The organism is Gordonia sp. NPDC127522 (genome assembly GCF_042672305.1).
Classification (GTDB): domain Bacteria; phylum Actinomycetota; class Actinomycetes; order Mycobacteriales; family Mycobacteriaceae; genus Gordonia; species Gordonia hongkongensis.
Window position 1 is genome coordinate 366,634 of sequence record NZ_JBHXVK010000003.1, and the last position, 15,038, is coordinate 381,671.

The following is a 15,038-nucleotide window of genomic DNA, read 5'->3' on the forward strand; positions in this document are numbered from 1 at the left end:
CACTCCACGACGACCCGTCGCGGATACCATCAGAGTCGCAAACGTCCGACCCGGACGCGTCTTCGCGTGTCCGCCCCAACCCGAGGAGCGCCCCCGTGCCCGACGACGTCCAGGTGACCAGCCCCGCCACGATCCGTGTGCCGGCTGGGACGACCGCGGGCACCGCACTGCGCGAGGCCGAGCTGCCCAACAAGGGCCCGGAGGCCATCGTCGTCGTCCGTGACGCGGGTGGGGATCTCCGCGACCTGTCGTGGGCACCCGACGCCGACACCGATGTCGAACCGGTCGCTGCGAACACCGAGGTCGGCCGCAGCGTGATCCGGCACTCCACCGCACACGTTCTCGCGCAGGCGGTCCAGCAGCTGTTCCCCGAGGCCAAGCTCGGCATCGGCCCGCCGATCAAGGACGGCTTCTACTACGACTTCGACGTCGCCGAACCCTTCACCCCCGAGGACATCACCGCCCTCGAGAAGAAGATGAAGCAGATCATCAAGTCGGGCCAGCGGTTCTCGCGGCGGGTGTACGAGTCGAAGGACGAGGCGCGCGCCGAACTGGCCGGTGAGCCGTTCAAACTCGAACTCATCGACGACAAGGGCGCCGCCGACGACGCCGAGGTGATGGAGGTCGGCGGCGGGGAACTGTCGGTCTACGACAACCTCAATCCGCGCACCGGAGAACGCATCTGGTGCGACCTGTGCCGCGGACCGCACGTCCCGACCACCAAGTACATCGCGGCCTTCAAGCTGACCCGCAGCTCGGCGGCGTACTGGCGCGGCGATCAGGCCAACGCCGGTCTCCAGCGCGTGTACGGCACCGCGTGGGAATCGGCGGAGGCGCTGGACGCACACCTGGAGATGCTCGCGGAGGCGGAGAAGCGCGATCACCGAAAGCTCGGCGCCGAACTCGACCTGTTCAGCTTCCCCGACGAGCTCGGCTCGGGACTCCCGGTCTTTCACCCGAAGGGCGGCATCATCAAGCGCGAGATGGAGGACTACGTTCGCGCGAAGCACATCGAGAACGGCTTCCAGTACGTCGGCACCCCGCACATCTCGAAGGAACATCTGTTCCACCTGTCGGGCCATCTGCCGTACTACGCCGACGGCATGTTCCCGCCGATCCACGTCGACGAGGAACGCAACGAGGCAGGAGAGATCACCCGCCAGGGGCAGGACTACTACCTCAAGGCGATGAACTGCCCGATGCACAATCTGATCTTCCGGTCGCGCGGGCGGTCGTACCGTGAACTGCCGCTGCGGCTCTTCGAGTTCGGTCACGTCTACCGCTACGAGAAGTCGGGCGTCGTGCACGGTCTGACCCGCGTCCGCGGGTTCGCCCAGGACGATTCGCACAGCTATGTGACGCCGGAACAGGCCAAGGACGAGATCAAGCATCTGCTCGACTTCATCCTCGGGCTGCTGCGCGACTTCGGACTCGACGAGTTCTACCTCGAGCTGTCCACCCGTGACGACTCGCCGAAGTTCATCGGTTCCGCGGAGCAGTGGACCGCCGCGACCGCCATCCTCGAAGAGGTGTGCGTCGAATCAGGTCTCGACCTCGTGCCCGACCCGGGTGGTGCCGCCTACTACGGACCGAAGGTCTCGGTTCAGGCGAAGGATGCGATCGGGCGTACCTGGCAGATGTCGACCATCCAGTACGACTTCAACCAGCCGGCCGGATTCGACCTCGAGTACACCGCCGCCGACGGCACCAAGCAGCAGCCGGTGATGATCCACTCGGCGAAGTTCGGCTCCATCGAGCGGTTCTTCGGCGTGCTCACCGAGCACTACGCGGGCGCGTTCCCGGCGTGGCTCGCACCGGTCCAGGTGGTCGGCATCCCGGTAGCGGAGGCGTTCGAGGGACATCTGTTTGGCGTGGTAGCCGACCTTCTCGCCGCGGGTGTCCGCGCCGAGGTCGACGCCTCCGACGACCGGATGCAGAAGAAGATCCGCAACCACACCACCGGCAAGGTGCCGTTCATGTTGCTGGCCGGCGAACGCGACGTCGAGGCCGGGGCGGTGAGCTTCCGGTTCCGCGACGGCACACAGGTCAACGGCGTACCGGTCGCCGATGCCGTGTCGGTGATCGTCGAGTGGGTCCGGAGCAGGCGTAACGAGTCGCCCACCAAGGAGTTGGTCGAGGCCGCGCTCGGCGAGGTGGAGACGGTCGTGGTGGCGGGAGCGCTCGATGAGTGACGCCGCGTTCGGTGAGGCGCCCGGCGAGATCCGGGACGAGGGTGTCGGTGTGGCGGATCGCCTGCAACGGCTGTGGAGTCCCCATCGGATGACCTACATCGCCGACCCGCAACCGGCCGAGAAGACGGGGCATCCGTTCCTCGACATCCCGACCATGAGCGATGAGGACGGTCTCATCGTGGCGCGTGGTGACACCGTCTACGCGGTGCTGAACCTGTACCCCTACAACCCGGGGCACACCATGGTGGTGCCGTATCGGCAGGTCGCCGACCTCGAGGATCTGACCGCCGCGGAATCCGCCGAACTGATGGCGTTCACGCAGCGGATGATCCGCACGATCAAGGCGGTGTCGAACCCCAACGCCTTCAACGTGGGTCTGAATCTGGGCTACGCGGCGGGCGGTTCATTGTCCGAGCACCTCCACCAGCACATCGTGCCGCGATGGATGGGCGACGCGAATTTCATCACCATCGTCGGCGAGACGAAGGTCATGCCCCAGCTGCTCCGGGACACCCGCGGACTGCTGGCCACCGCCTGGCAGCGACTGGGCGACTGACCCCGCTGTGAGCGATCGGGTGACGGTGCGATCTGAGGCGATGTCAGACGAGAGCGATCGGGAAGCGCTGAGGCGCGACGCGGCGCGAGATGGGGGAGGAACTCGGCGATGCTGAGCATTCTGGGTCGGGCGTCGGTCTCGAAGGTGACCCTCCCGATGGGTCGGGCGCTCCTGCGGACCGGGCTGACGCCGGACTCGGTGACGCTGATCGGCACGCTCGCCGGCGTCGCAGCCGCACTCACGCTGTTCCCGATGGGCGAGTTGTTCTGGGGCACGCTGGTCATCTGGCTGTTCGTGATGTTCGACATGCTCGACGGCGCGATGGCCCGTGCTCGGGGCGGCGGCACGCGATTCGGCGCCGTTCTCGACGCGACCTGTGACCGCGTCGCCGACGGCGCCATCTTCGCCGGCCTCGCCTGGTGGTGCGCGGTGACCGAACCCCACGACCTGCTCTTCGTCGCGACCCTCATCTGTCTGGTGACCTCCCAGGTCATCTCCTATGCCAAGGCTCGCGCGGAGGCGAGCGGTCTGTACGGCGACGGCGGTCTCATCGAGCGGCCCGACCGGCTGATCATCGTGCTCGTCGGCGCCGGTCTCACGGGTCTCGGCCTGTGGTGGGCCATCCACGTCGCGATGTGGTTCCTCGCGGTCGCCAGTGTCATCACCGTCGGGCAGCGGATGTGGTCGATCGCGCAGTCGCCGGGTGCGCGGGACCTCATCCCCATCACCTCGGAACCCGCAGACTCCGAGCCTGCACAAGCCGAGAACGGCGACGCGGAACCCTCGTCCGGCTCGGACGGTCAGACCCCGCCCGCGGGACAGCGATGACCGATCTCGGCGCGATGGCCGCCGATCTCGGGTACCGGGCCGGCTGGGCCGCCGTTCGCTGGGCTCCGGAACGGGCCGCGCGGGGTCTCTTCGACCGTGCCGGCAGCTACGCGGGTCGTCGTGGCGGTGGCCCGGACCAGTTGCGCCGCAACCTGGCCCGTGTCCTGGGCGTGGAACCCGCGCAGGTACCCGACGACCTCGTCGCCGACGCCATGCGCTCCTACGCCCGGTACTGGTGCGAGGCGTTCCGCCTGCCGACGCAGGATCGTGCGACCGTCACGTCCACCGTTGCGCTCCCCGACGAGGACCGGGCCCGCCTGGACGCCGCGCTGGCCCGGGGTAAGGGAGTGATCCTGGCGCTGCCGCACACCGGCAACTGGGACATGGCCGGTGTCTGGCTGGTCCACCACTACGGCAGGTTCGCGACGGTCGCCGAACGCCTGAAGCCGGAGTCACTGTTCAACCGGTTCGTCGCCTACCGGGAATCGCTCGGCTTCGAGATCTTCCCGCTGAGCGGTGGCGAGCAACCCCCGTTCGGGCAGCTGGCCGACCGGCTCCGCGCCGGCGGCATCGTGTGCCTGCTCGGCGAACGCGACATCGCCCGGCACGGGGTTCCGGTGACCTTCTTCGGCGAACGAACCCGCATGCCGGCGGGGTCCGCACGGCTGGCAAGGGAGACCGGTGCCGCGCTGATGCCCGTCCATCACTGGTTCGAGGAGGCGCCGTACTCCCGGATGTGTTGCGGGGAGCAGATCGACGTCTCCGGTGGGATCGAAGCCGCCACCCAAGCTCTCGCCGACGCCTTCGCGGTCAACATCGCCGCGCATCCGGCGGACTGGCACATGCTGCAGCCGCTCTGGGAGAGCGACTGGACCGACCGTCAGCGCGGTCGCGTCGAGCAGGACGGGACGCCGACATGACGACGACCAGGGGAGTGCCATGCGAATCGGAATGATCTGCCCCTACTCCTTCGACGTGCCCGGGGGTGTGCAGGCCCACGTCACCGAACTCGCCGACGTCTTCCTCGACCGGGGCCACGAGGTCAGCGTGCTCGCCCCGGCCGGCCGCGACACCGAACTGCCGGAGTACGTCGTCCGGGCTGGACCCGCGCTGGCGATCCCGTACAACGGCTCGGTCTCCCGGGTGAATTTCAGTCCCAAGGGCTACCTGCGGCTGCGTCGCTGGGTCGCCGAGAACGGCTTCGACGTCCTGCACGTCCACGAACCGAATTCGCCGAGCATCTCGATGCTGTCGTTGATGGTGGCCTCCGGGCCCATCGTCACCACCTTCCACACCGCCACCTCGAAGTCCTTGTGGCTGAGCGTGTTCCAGGGAATCCTGCGGCCGTACCACGAACGGATCGCGGGCAAGATCGCCGTCTCCGAGCTCGCGCGTCGTTGGCAGATGGAGTCACTCGGCTCCGATGCCGTCGAGATCCCGAACGGCATCAACGTCGCGTCCTTCGCCGACGCCGAGCCCCTCGAGGGGTATCCGCACCCGGGTGGCACGATCCTGTTCCTCGGTCGTTTCGACGAACCGCGCAAGGGCATCGACGTGCTCATGCGTGCGCTGCCCGCGGTCGTGGAGAGGTTCCCGTTCGTGCGGGTCCTGGTCGTCGGCGGCGGCAACCAGGCGGCGCTGCGGCGGCGGGCGGGTCCACTCGCCGAACACCTGGTGTTCCTGGGGCAGGTCGACGATGCGACCAAGGCGCGGGCGCTGGCCTCCGCCGACGTCTACTGCGCACCCAACCTCGGCGGCGAGAGCTTCGGCATCGTCCTGGTCGAGGCGATGGCGGCCGGGGCGGCGGTGATCGCCAGCTCCCTGAACGCCTTCCGGCGAGTGCTCGACGACGGCCGGGCCGGGCGACTCGTCGAGACGGGGTCCCCCGATCAACTCGCCGCTGGCCTCGTCGAACTCCTCGCCGACCCGGAGGCGCGCGCCGATCTCGTCGCCGCCGGACGGATTCGGGCCGACAAGTACGACTGGTCGCGGGTGGCCGACCAGATCCTGCGGGTCTACGACACCGTCACGGTGGGAGCCGGTCCGGTCGTGGTGTCGGACTGATGGCCACCTGGATCGTCCTCGGTGTGGTGGCCGTGCTGCTCGTGGCGGGATGGGCCTACCACACGGCCAACCGCCTCGACCGGCTCAACGTCCGTGTCGATCTCGCCCGCCAGGCGCTCGAATCGAACCTCGACCGGCGCGCGGTGGTCGTGCGTGCCGTGTCCGCGGAGATGATCGCCGGCGACGGCGCCGCGAACTCCCGCACGTCCGTCGACGACGGCGTCGCCGCCCAGGCGCGCGAGCTCGCCACGCTGGCCGATCGCGCCGAGCGGGCCGCACCGTCGGCACGTGAGGACGCCGAGAACGCGCTGTCGGCCGCGCTGGCCCGCACCGACCCGAATCGTCGATCCGCGGCCCTCGTCGTCGAACTCGCCGACGCCGAGACGCGGGTGATGATGGCGCGCCGGTTCTACAACGACGCCGTGCGCGACACCAGGGCCCTCGCGCAACGCCGGCCGGTCCGGTGGCTGCGGCTCGGCGGCCACGCGGCACCCCCGCAGTACTTCGAGATCATCGAGCGCGTCACCCCAGGCCAGGCGGACTGATGCCTCGTCGGGGGCCATCGGCCCCTCACCTAGACTGGTGGGCATACCGCCGCCGCGAACGCGGCAGGTCGGGACTGCGACACGAGGAGATCTTCAGTGAGTCACAACGGCGCGACCGTTCCCGAGGTCGGCCAGGGCACGGCCCGGGTCAAGCGCGGCATGGCAGAGATGCTCAAGGGCGGCGTGATCATGGACGTCGTGACCCCCGAGCAGGCGAAGATCGCCGAGGATGCCGGCGCGGTCGCCGTCATGGCTCTGGAGCGGGTGCCCGCCGACATCCGTGCCCAGGGCGGGGTGTCGCGGATGAGCGATCCCGACATGATCGACGGCATCATCGCCGCCGTCTCGATCCCGGTGATGGCCAAGGCCCGCATCGGTCATTTTGTCGAGGCGCAGATCCTGCAGAGCCTCGGGGTGGACTACGTCGACGAATCCGAGGTCCTGACCCCGGCCGACTACAGCAATCACATCGACAAGTGGGCTTTCACGGTGCCGTTCGTGTGCGGTGCGACCAATCTCGGTGAGGCCCTGCGCCGGATCACCGAGGGGGCGGCCATGATCCGCTCGAAGGGCGAGGCCGGCACCGGTGACGTGTCGAACGCGACGACCCATATGCGCAAGATCCGCGATGAGATCCGGCGTCTGACCTCGTTGCCGAAGGACGAACTGTACGTCGCGGCAAAGGAGTTGCAGGCTCCCTACGAACTCGTGGTCGAGGTGGCCGAGGCCGGCAAGCTGCCGGTCACCCTGTTCACCGCCGGCGGGATCGCCACCCCGGCCGACGCCGCGATGATGATGCAGCTCGGCGCCGAGGGTGTGTTCGTCGGATCGGGGATCTTCAAGTCGGGCAATCCGGCACAGCGGGCCGCGGCGATCGTGCAGGCGACCACTTTCCACGACGATCCCGACGTGCTGGCGAAGGTCTCGCGCGGCCTGGGCGAGGCGATGGTCGGCATCAACGTCGACGACATCCCGCAGCCGCACCGCCTCGCCGAGCGCGGCTGGTGACCGCTTCGTCAGGATCGTAGGTGGTCAGACGGACCGCCGGCCGCCGCGGCGCCCCTTCTCAACACGCCGGAGACCGAACAGTCGACATGCGTGGCGGGTCAGGGGCTTCGCGGCGGTAGTATCTGCTGATCATGGATGCGGCGACCATCGTTCGAGACGCCTCGGTCTCGGGCACACACATCGTGGGTGAATTGCGGCTCGAGTGGTCCGCCGCGTGCAATGTGGGGCGAGTCCGGGAGACGAACGAGGACGCGGCACTCGCGCTGCCGGGTATGTACCTCCTCGCCGACGGGATGGGCGGGCACGACAGCGGCGAACTGGCCAGCGAGGCCGCACTGCTCACCCTGTCGGAGGCCACCAGCGCGGGTGAGCTCAAGGCGACCCAACTGCAACTCGACGATCTGTTGCTCGCCGCCCAGCGGCGTATCGGCGAGATCGACACCGAGACCGAGCGACGCGCGGGTACCACCGCGACCGGCATCGTGCTCGTCACGCACGAGCAGAGCCCGCATTGGCTGGTGCTCAACATCGGCGACTCGCGGACCTATCGGTTCCAGAACGGGTCGCTCAACCAGCTCACCACCGATCACTCGCAGGTCCAGGAGTTCATCGACGCCGGATTCCTCACCCCCGAGCAGGCCCGGACCGACCCGCGCCGCAACGTGATCACGCGTGCCCTCGGCGCGGGGATGGTCGACCCGGTCGCCGATTACTCGAGCACGCCGGCGTTCCCGGGGGATGTGCTGCTGCTGTGCACCGACGGTCTGACCGGGGAGCTGCCCGACGAGGAGATCGGTGACATCCTGCGCAATGCGGAGGACTCCCGGCAGGCGGCCGAACGGCTCGTCGACGCTGCGCTGGCGCTCGGCGCGCACGACAACGTCACCGTCATCGTCGTGAGCGTCCACGAATCGGTGCCGACCCTCACGATGCCCGCGCTCGACGACTCGGCGCAGGGAGAGGCCGCCGGAGCTGCTCCGGCCCCCGACCCGAGCTGATCGGAGGACTGATGACCACGGGTCAGGACCGGGCCGAGACACCCCCCGCAGAGTTCGGCGACGCCACGCTGGACGCCGGGGCGACCTACGTCGAATACTGCGGCGAGCGCATCGCGCTCGACGCCGACCGACGGTTCTTCATCGGCCGCGAAGCGGATCTGTCCATCGACGACAACCCGTACCTTCATCGCCGATTCCTGGTGATACACAACGAGAACGGGCTGTGGTGGCTCACCAATCTCGGCACGCACCTGTCGGCGAGCGTCTCGGCGGGCGACGTCGGGTTCTCGGCGACCCTGGGCCCCGGTGCGCGCATGCCGCTCGTCTTCGGTGAGACGACCATCGTGTTCACCGCCGGTCCGACGACCTACGAGCTGAGCCTGTTCGCCCGCGCACCGCAGGTGAAATCGGTGACGCGTCCGGAATACAGCGGCGGGCACACGACGCAGGGCGTGCCGACGCTCACGGAGAGTCAGAAGCTGCTGATCATCGTGCTGGCCGAGGAGATCCTGCGGCGTGAGGGGACCGGTTCGAGTGCCATCCCGTCGTCGGCGCAGGCGGCGCGTCGGCTGGGCTGGCCGCTGACCAAGTTCAATCGCAAGCTCGACAACGTCTGCGACAAGCTCGACCAACTCGGGGTGAGCGGAATGCGCGGCGGGGGCGGGAAACTCGCGAGCAACCGCCGGACCAAACTGGTGGAGTACGCGGTGTCGTCACGCATCGTCACGCGAGAAGATCTCCCCCTCATCGACGCCGAGGCGGCCCGGAACGCGGCCGACTGAGTCAGCGGCCGGGTCTGCACGTCGCTGACCTGCGGTTTCGTCGTGGGTAGTTCTCCCCACGGGTAGGGGAGTTCTCCCCATCGACCACCCGGGCCGCAGCCCATAATCTTCATCTCATCGCCGGGAGAACCCGGAAGACCACCGGTTGAATGAGGGAAGAGGAAGCACACATGACTGCGATCGCCCATCAGGCCCCCCAGCACCTGCGCTCGGTCAGCGCTCGTCGTGACGCGGAGGCCATCGCCCGCCGGAAGGAAGCCCTGGCGCGTCTGGCGGCTCGCCGGATGCCGTTGCCCGGCCACCAGATCCAGACGCCGCGCGCGGGTCAGCCGCTCGGCCTGGGCCATCGTCCGGGACACCCCCACCTGCACCGTGCGGTCGCCGTTCCCGCGCTCACCGAGGTCCCCGAGGTCGCGGAGGCCACGGCCGACCGCGCCAAGCCGAATCTCACCTCGCGCGAGGTCGAGGTCTTGCGCACCTGGATGCTCGTCGACTCCAAACCCGCTGTGGCCCAGGAGCTCTACATCTCGCTCGGTACGGTCAACACCCACCTCACCCGGATTCGGGCCAAGTACGCCGAGATCGGCCGTCCGGCTCCGACGAAGGCATCGCTGGTCGCCCGGGCCATCCAGGACGGCATCATGACCCTCGACGAACTCTGATCGCCGGTCGCGGTTCGGCGGGCAGGGGAGTGCCCACCGGCGCCGTGCGCGATACTGGTCTGCGTGGCAGCCATCGAGGACATACTCCAGGTCGAACAGATCGAGACCGACATCTACCGCGGCGGTGCGTTCCCGAGTCACCTGCAGCGCACCTTCGGCGGCCAGGTCGCCGGCCAGGCCCTGATGTCGGCGACCCGCACGGTGTCCGACGAGTTCGACGTCCATTCCCTGCACGGTTACTTCCTGCGTCCCGGTGACCCGGATCGTCCGGCGGTGTTCCTCGTCGACCGCATCCGCGACGGACGGTCGTTCGTCACCCGGCGGGTGACCGGCATCCAGAATGGCGAGGCCATCTTCACCATGTCGGCGTCGTTCCACGTGCGCACCGACCAGGGATACGAGCACCAGGACCGGATGCCGCCGGCGCCGCAACCGGACGAGCTCACCGACCGACTCGACGAGCTGGCCGAGGAAGAGCGCGCGGTGTTCAAGGAGTGGCGCAACTTCGATCTGCGCATCGTACCCCCGGAGATGATGGTCACCTCGTCGTATTTCGCTGCGCAGCAACGAGTCTGGTTCCGCTACCGCCATCGGCTGCCCGACGACACCGTCTTCCATGTCGGCACGCTCGCCTACATGAGCGACATGACCTTGCTCGGCTCCTCGCGCGTGCCCCATCCGGAGTCCAACCCGCAGGTCGCCTCCCTCGACCACGCGATGTGGTTCATGCGCCCCTTCCGGGCCGACGACTGGCTCCTCTACGACCAGACGTCGCCGTCGGCGGGCGGTGGTCGCGCGCTGACCCAGGGACGGATCTTCGATCGACAGGGCCGCCTGGTGGCGGCGGTCACCCAGGAGGGGCTGGCACGCACCGGACGCGTGGTGCCCGACGACCAGCACGCCCGGACCGATCGGTGAGCGACGGTAACCGGCCGCGGATCGGGGTTCTGGCACTTCAGGGCGATGTGCGCGAGCACGTCTTCGCGCTCGAGGCGGCCGGCGCCGACGCCGTGGCGGTGCGACGCCCGGCCGAACTCGACGAGATCGACGGCATCGTCATCCCCGGCGGTGAATCGACGACGATGAGCAAACTGCTCGGCATCGTCGACTTGTTCGACCCGCTGGTGGACAAGCTGTCCGACGGCCTCCCAGCGTACGGGTCGTGTGCGGGCATGATCATGCTCGCCTCCACGATCCTCGACACCCGGCCCGACGCACGGCATCTGGACGCCCTCGATGTCACGGTGCGGCGCAATGCATTCGGGCGTCAGGTGGAGAGTTTCGAGACCGACCTGGAGTTCACCGGGATCACCGACGCCGAGGGCGCCGCGCCGATGCGCGCGGTGTTCATCCGGGCGCCGTGGGTCGAGTCCGTCGCCCCGGAGGTCGAGGTCCTGGCGCGGGTGCCCGACGGCCCGGCGGCCGGGCGGATCGTCGCGGTGCGTCAGGGAAACGTGCTCGCGACGTCGTTCCACCCGGAGGTGACCGGCGACCGGCGCGTACATGAATACTTCGTGGAGATGGTGCGTCGGTAAGATCGTGCCGAACCAGCGGTAGACCACGAGCCCGGCACGCCGGGAACAACCCAACAGGGCGCACCACCAACAGGGCGACCGGATACAGGTAGGAGTGCGCCGGATGCGGGCCACGGCCCGCCGCACGTGCCGGCGCCGGGAAAGGAATCGACGGACATGAGCGGCCACTCCAAATGGGCCACCACCAAGCACAAGAAGGCGGCCATCGACGCCAAGCGCGGCAAGATGTTCGCCAAGCTCATCAAGAACATCGAGGTGGCGGCGCGGACCGGCGGCGGTGACCCGGCGGGTAACCCCACCCTGTTCGACGCGATCCAGAAGGCGAAGAAGTCCTCGGTCCCCAACGACAACATCGAGCGCGCACGCAAGCGCGGCGGTGGTGAAGAGGCCGGGGGCGCGGACTGGCAGACCATCATGTACGAGGGCTACGGGCCCAACGGCGTCGCCGTGCTCATCGAATGCCTCACCGACAACCGCAACCGTGCGGCCGGCGAGGTCCGGACCGCGATGACGCGCAACGGCGGCAACATGGCCGACCCGGGTTCGGTCTCCTACCTGTTCACCCGCAAGGGCGTGGTGACGCTGGAGAAGAACGGACAGACCGAGGACGACGTCCTGATGGCCGTGCTCGACGCGGGCGCCGAAGAGGTCACCGATCTCGGTGAGTCCTTTGAGATCGTCAGCGAGCCAAGCGATCTCATCGCCGTCCGCAGCGCGCTGCAGGAGGCCGGGATCGACTACGACTCCGCCGAGGCCAGCTTCCGGGCGTCGGTCGAGGTCGCGGTGGACGCCGACGGCGCACGCAAGGTGTTCAAGCTGATCGACGCCCTCGAGGATTCCGACGACGTCCAGAACGTCTACAGCAACGTCGACATCAGCGACGAGGTCCTCGCCGAACTCGAGAACGACTGACAACCGGAGCCTGTCCGGTGTGTTGATCACCGGACTTGTCCGCCCTCCCCGATAAGATCTCGAACAACTGTTCGCAGATCACCATGCCTGGGAGGGTACGAGTGCGCGTCATGGGCGTCGATCCGGGTCTGACCCGGTGCGGTATCGCGCTGGTCGAGTCGGGTCGGGGGCGGACGGTGACCGCCCTCGACGTGGACGTCGTGCGCACCCCCAGCGACATGGAAATCGCCGAGCGGTTGCTCGCGATCTACACCTCCGCGTGTCACTGGCTCGATGTGCACCAGCCCGACGTGGTGGCCATCGAGCGGGTCTTCGCGCAGAACCAGGTGTCCACGGCCATGGGGACCGCGCAGGCCGGCGGCGTCATCGCGCTCGCGGCGTCCCAGCGCGACGTACCGGTGCGCTTCCACACCCCGTCGGAGGTGAAGGCAGCGGTGACCGGCAGCGGACGAGCCGACAAGTCCCAGGTCACCGCGATGGTCACCCGGATTCTCGGCATGCAGACCAAACCACGTCCCGCCGACGCCGCGGATGCGCTCGCGCTCGCGATCTGTCATTGCTGGCGCGGACCCATGATGGAGCGGATGGCAGCCGCACAGAAGCAGGCCGACGCCGCCGCGGCCCGGCACCGCGCGCGGGTGGCCCAGGCACGAGAAGGGAGTCGCGCATGATCGCGTCAGTCCGCGGACCGGTGCTCGAGATCGCGCTCGACCACGCCGTGATCGATTGCGGGGGAGTGGGATACCGCGTGCTGGCGACGCCCGCGACGCTGTCCCGGCTGCGCCGCGGTGACGAGGCGACGCTGCTGACCTCGATGATCGTCCGCGAGGACTCGATGACGCTCTACGGCTTCACCGAACCCGACGCCCGTGCGCTGTTCGCGCTGCTGCAGACGGTCACCGGCGTCGGCCCGCGACTCGCGATGGCGACCCTCGCTGTCCTCGAGCCGGATGCGTTGCGACGCGCGCTCGCCGAATCGGACACCAAGTCACTGACCTCGGTACCCGGCATCGGCAAACGCGTGGCCGAACGGCTGTGCGTCGAACTGCGGGACAAGGTGGACCGGCCCACGGGCGAGGCGTCGACCGGTGTGACCGTCGTCGGCGGGATTCGCGAGCAGGTCGCCGAGGCGCTCGTCGGGCTCGGATTCACCGCCGGTCCCGCGGAGAAGGCGGTCACGGCGGTGCTGGCCGAGAATCCCGACGCCGATGCGTCCACCGCGCTGCGTCACTCGCTGTCACTGCTCGGCAAGGCGTCGTAGATGGGCGGCGATCCGGACGACGTCGACGACCGGGACGTGAGCGCGATGCCGGTGCGCTCCGACGGCGACCTGGACGCCGGTCTCCGTCCCCGGTCGCTCGCCGATTTCATCGGACAGCCGCGGGTCTGCGAACAGCTCGAGCTGGTCCTGCACGGGGCCAAGGGCCGCGGTGGCACCCCCGACCACATCCTGCTGTCGGGACCGCCCGGGCTCGGCAAGACGTCGCTGGCCATGATTATCGCCTCGGAGATGGGCGCTGCCATCCGGGTGACCTCCGGTCCGGCACTCGAGCGCGCCGGCGACCTCGCCGCCATGCTGTCGAACCTCGTCGAGGGCGACGTGCTGTTCATCGACGAGATCCACCGCATCGCGCGCCCGGCCGAGGAGATGCTGTACCTCGCGATGGAGGACTTCCGCGTCGACGTCGTGGTGGGCAAGGGTCCGGGAGCGACCTCGATCCCGCTCGACGTCGCACCGTTCACGCTGGTCGGGGCGACAACACGGTCGGGGTCGCTGACCGGCCCGCTGCGCGACCGGTTCGGGTTCACCGCGCACATGGAGTTCTACGAGCCCGACGAACTCGTCCGGGTGCTGCACCGCTCGGCCGGGATCCTGGGCATGGAACTCCGCGGCGACGCCTCGGGCGAGATCGCGCGCCGGTCGCGGGGCACGCCCCGCATCGCGAACCGGCTGCTCCGCCGGGTCCGGGACTACGCCGAGGTCCGGGGCGACGGGTCGATCACCGTGGACGTCGCCCGCGCGGCGCTCGCGGTCTACGACGTCGACGAGCTCGGCTTCGACCGTCTCGACCGAGCGGTCCTCGACGCCCTGATCCGCGCCTTCGGCGGGGGTCCGGTCGGGGTGTCCACGCTGGCCGTGGCCGTCGGCGAGGAGCCGGCGACCGTGGAGGAGGTCTGCGAGCCGTTCCTGGTGCGCGCGGGCATGATCGCGCGGACGCCGCGCGGGCGGGTGGCCACTGCCGCCGCCTGGCATCATCTCGGTCTCACCCCGCCCGCCGGTGCGATGAACGCCACCTTCGGTGTGCGTCCGCGCGACGTCGGCGCGGAGACGTTGTTCGATGACCTCTGACCGCACGGGCACCACCTGCGGGGATGAGCTCCGCGCACGACGTGGCACACTGTGTGGAGCACAGCTGAGCTGATGCTGCCCGGATTCGTCCGGACAGGCCGCTCGCTCACGCCGTACCCACTGATACCCAAAGGACTGACTCGCACTCATGGACGCTCTGCTCTTCCCGCTTCTGCTCGCCCTGCTGGCCGGCTTCATGTTCCTGTCGATGCGGAAGCAGAAGAAGCGTGTGGCCGAGATGCAGGAGATGCAGAACTCCGTGTCCACCGGTACCCGCGTCCAGCTGACCTCGGGCCTCTTCGGCACCGTGATCGACGCGAGCTCGCCCGACGTCGTCGATGTCGAGATCGCCACCGGCGTGGTCACCCGCTGGAACCGGTTGGCCGTCATGCGCGTCGTCCCGACGGACGAGGCCGCGGCCACCTACGCCGGCCACGTCGCCCCGGAGATCGAGTCCGACGATTACGACGACGCCGACTCGGTGAGCCTGGACAAGCCCGCCACCGACGACGCGCGCGACAACGACAAGTAGGCCGCATCCGCGCCGCGTCGGTCCACGACGCGGCGCACCCATCCGTCTGCACCGCCTCCGACGCGCTTCCGGCG

The 15,038-nt window shown here is 68.9% G+C and carries 17 protein-coding genes; all 17 read left to right on the top strand.

From position 1 onward, the window contains the following. Positions 1 to 95: 95 nt before the first annotated feature. The 17 genes from thrS to yajC all read left to right on the top strand — a co-directional run bounded on the left by thrS (position 96) and on the right by yajC (position 14,964). Positions 96 to 2,192 (top strand): threonine--tRNA ligase, encoded by a 2,097-nt coding sequence (gene thrS, locus ACFVHY_RS09265; RefSeq protein WP_390271097.1) that lies wholly within the window; start codon positions 96 to 98, stop codon positions 2,190 to 2,192. After that, on the top strand, positions 2,185 to 2,748 hold the full coding sequence (locus ACFVHY_RS09270) for an HIT family protein (RefSeq protein ID WP_390271100.1): 564 nt from the start codon (positions 2,185 to 2,187) through the stop codon (positions 2,746 to 2,748). Before thrS ends, ACFVHY_RS09270 begins: the two co-directional genes overlap by 8 nt. 108 nt (positions 2,749 to 2,856) lie before the next feature. Next, complete coding sequence (pgsA, locus tag ACFVHY_RS09275) at positions 2,857 to 3,576, top strand: phosphatidylinositol phosphate synthase (protein WP_390271104.1); 720 nt, start codon at positions 2,857 to 2,859, stop codon at positions 3,574 to 3,576. Next, positions 3,573 to 4,496, top strand: a complete 924-nt coding sequence (locus ACFVHY_RS09280; RefSeq protein ID WP_390271106.1) for a phosphatidylinositol mannoside acyltransferase — start codon at positions 3,573 to 3,575, stop codon at positions 4,494 to 4,496. Before pgsA ends, ACFVHY_RS09280 begins: the two co-directional genes overlap by 4 nt. A gap of 19 nt (positions 4,497 to 4,515) precedes the next feature. Continuing rightward, a complete protein-coding gene (locus tag ACFVHY_RS09285) occupies positions 4,516 to 5,640 on the top strand; it encodes a glycosyltransferase family 4 protein (RefSeq protein WP_390271109.1) in 1,125 nt (374 codons plus the stop codon). Next, entirely contained in the window at positions 5,640 to 6,185 is a 546-nt protein-coding gene (locus ACFVHY_RS09290) for an NUDIX hydrolase (RefSeq protein ID WP_390271112.1), read from the top strand. The genes ACFVHY_RS09285 and ACFVHY_RS09290 overlap by 1 nt, the downstream gene beginning before the upstream one ends. Before the next feature lie 96 nt (positions 6,186 to 6,281). Next, positions 6,282 to 7,193, top strand: a complete 912-nt coding sequence (gene pdxS / locus ACFVHY_RS09295; RefSeq protein ID WP_058250262.1) for a pyridoxal 5'-phosphate synthase lyase subunit PdxS — start codon at positions 6,282 to 6,284, stop codon at positions 7,191 to 7,193. Between the two features lie 131 nt (positions 7,194 to 7,324). After that, the gene (locus ACFVHY_RS09300; protein ID WP_058250263.1) at positions 7,325 to 8,191 is read left to right on the top strand and encodes a PP2C family serine/threonine-protein phosphatase; all 867 of its coding nucleotides are present in this window, start codon (positions 7,325 to 7,327) and stop codon (positions 8,189 to 8,191) included. 11 nt (positions 8,192 to 8,202) lie between these two features. After that, the gene (locus ACFVHY_RS09305) at positions 8,203 to 8,973 is read left to right on the top strand and encodes a hypothetical protein (protein WP_390271116.1); all 771 of its coding nucleotides are present in this window, start codon (positions 8,203 to 8,205) and stop codon (positions 8,971 to 8,973) included. Between the two features lie 170 nt (positions 8,974 to 9,143). Further along, entirely contained in the window at positions 9,144 to 9,635 is a 492-nt protein-coding gene (locus ACFVHY_RS09310; protein ID WP_058250265.1) for a LuxR C-terminal-related transcriptional regulator, read from the top strand. 63 nt (positions 9,636 to 9,698) lie between these two features. Further along, a complete protein-coding gene (locus ACFVHY_RS09315) occupies positions 9,699 to 10,553 on the top strand; it encodes an acyl-CoA thioesterase (protein ID WP_390271119.1) in 855 nt (284 codons plus the stop codon). Continuing rightward, on the top strand, positions 10,550 to 11,170 hold the full coding sequence (gene pdxT / locus ACFVHY_RS09320; RefSeq protein WP_390271121.1) for a pyridoxal 5'-phosphate synthase glutaminase subunit PdxT: 621 nt from the start codon (positions 10,550 to 10,552) through the stop codon (positions 11,168 to 11,170). The genes ACFVHY_RS09315 and pdxT overlap by 4 nt, the downstream gene beginning before the upstream one ends. Positions 11,171 to 11,326: 156 nt before the next feature. Further along, the gene (locus ACFVHY_RS09325) at positions 11,327 to 12,082 is read left to right on the top strand and encodes a YebC/PmpR family DNA-binding transcriptional regulator (protein WP_058250268.1); all 756 of its coding nucleotides are present in this window, start codon (positions 11,327 to 11,329) and stop codon (positions 12,080 to 12,082) included. A gap of 101 nt (positions 12,083 to 12,183) precedes the next feature. Next, on the top strand, positions 12,184 to 12,753 hold the full coding sequence (ruvC, locus tag ACFVHY_RS09330) for a crossover junction endodeoxyribonuclease RuvC (RefSeq protein ID WP_390271125.1): 570 nt from the start codon (positions 12,184 to 12,186) through the stop codon (positions 12,751 to 12,753). Then, positions 12,750 to 13,343: a Holliday junction branch migration protein RuvA gene (gene ruvA / locus ACFVHY_RS09335; RefSeq protein ID WP_065632105.1), complete on the top strand. Its 594-nt coding sequence runs from the start codon at positions 12,750 to 12,752 to the stop codon at positions 13,341 to 13,343. The genes ruvC and ruvA overlap by 4 nt, the downstream gene beginning before the upstream one ends. Then, entirely contained in the window at positions 13,344 to 14,432 is a 1,089-nt protein-coding gene (ruvB, locus tag ACFVHY_RS09340) for a Holliday junction branch migration DNA helicase RuvB (RefSeq protein ID WP_338857508.1), read from the top strand. 148 nt (positions 14,433 to 14,580) lie between these two features. Then, positions 14,581 to 14,964: a preprotein translocase subunit YajC gene (gene yajC, locus ACFVHY_RS09345; RefSeq protein WP_065632106.1), complete on the top strand. Its 384-nt coding sequence runs from the start codon at positions 14,581 to 14,583 to the stop codon at positions 14,962 to 14,964. The last annotated feature ends 74 nt before the right edge of the window (positions 14,965 to 15,038 follow it).

Excerpts from the sequence above, each read along its gene's own strand:
- ruvA (WP_065632105.1), top strand. The coding sequence starts at position 12,750 with ATGATCGCGTCAGTCCGCGGACCGGTGCTCGAGATCGCGCTCGACCAC.
- ACFVHY_RS09290 (WP_390271112.1), top strand. The coding sequence starts at position 5,640 with ATGGCCACCTGGATCGTCCTCGGTGTGGTGGCCGTGCTGCTCGTGGCG.
- ACFVHY_RS09280 (WP_390271106.1), top strand. The coding sequence starts at position 3,573 with ATGACCGATCTCGGCGCGATGGCCGCCGATCTCGGGTACCGGGCCGGC.
- yajC (WP_065632106.1), top strand. The coding sequence starts at position 14,581 with ATGGACGCTCTGCTCTTCCCGCTTCTGCTCGCCCTGCTGGCCGGCTTC.
- ACFVHY_RS09325 (WP_058250268.1), top strand. The coding sequence starts at position 11,327 with ATGAGCGGCCACTCCAAATGGGCCACCACCAAGCACAAGAAGGCGGCC.
- ruvB (WP_338857508.1), top strand. The coding sequence starts at position 13,344 with ATGGGCGGCGATCCGGACGACGTCGACGACCGGGACGTGAGCGCGATG.
- pgsA (WP_390271104.1), top strand. The coding sequence starts at position 2,857 with ATGCTGAGCATTCTGGGTCGGGCGTCGGTCTCGAAGGTGACCCTCCCG.
- ACFVHY_RS09310 (WP_058250265.1), top strand. The coding sequence starts at position 9,144 with ATGACTGCGATCGCCCATCAGGCCCCCCAGCACCTGCGCTCGGTCAGC.
- ACFVHY_RS09270 (WP_390271100.1), top strand. The coding sequence starts at position 2,185 with ATGAGTGACGCCGCGTTCGGTGAGGCGCCCGGCGAGATCCGGGACGAG.
- ACFVHY_RS09285 (WP_390271109.1), top strand. The coding sequence starts at position 4,516 with ATGCGAATCGGAATGATCTGCCCCTACTCCTTCGACGTGCCCGGGGGT.
- ACFVHY_RS09300 (WP_058250263.1), top strand. The coding sequence starts at position 7,325 with ATGGATGCGGCGACCATCGTTCGAGACGCCTCGGTCTCGGGCACACAC.
- ACFVHY_RS09305 (WP_390271116.1), top strand. The coding sequence starts at position 8,203 with ATGACCACGGGTCAGGACCGGGCCGAGACACCCCCCGCAGAGTTCGGC.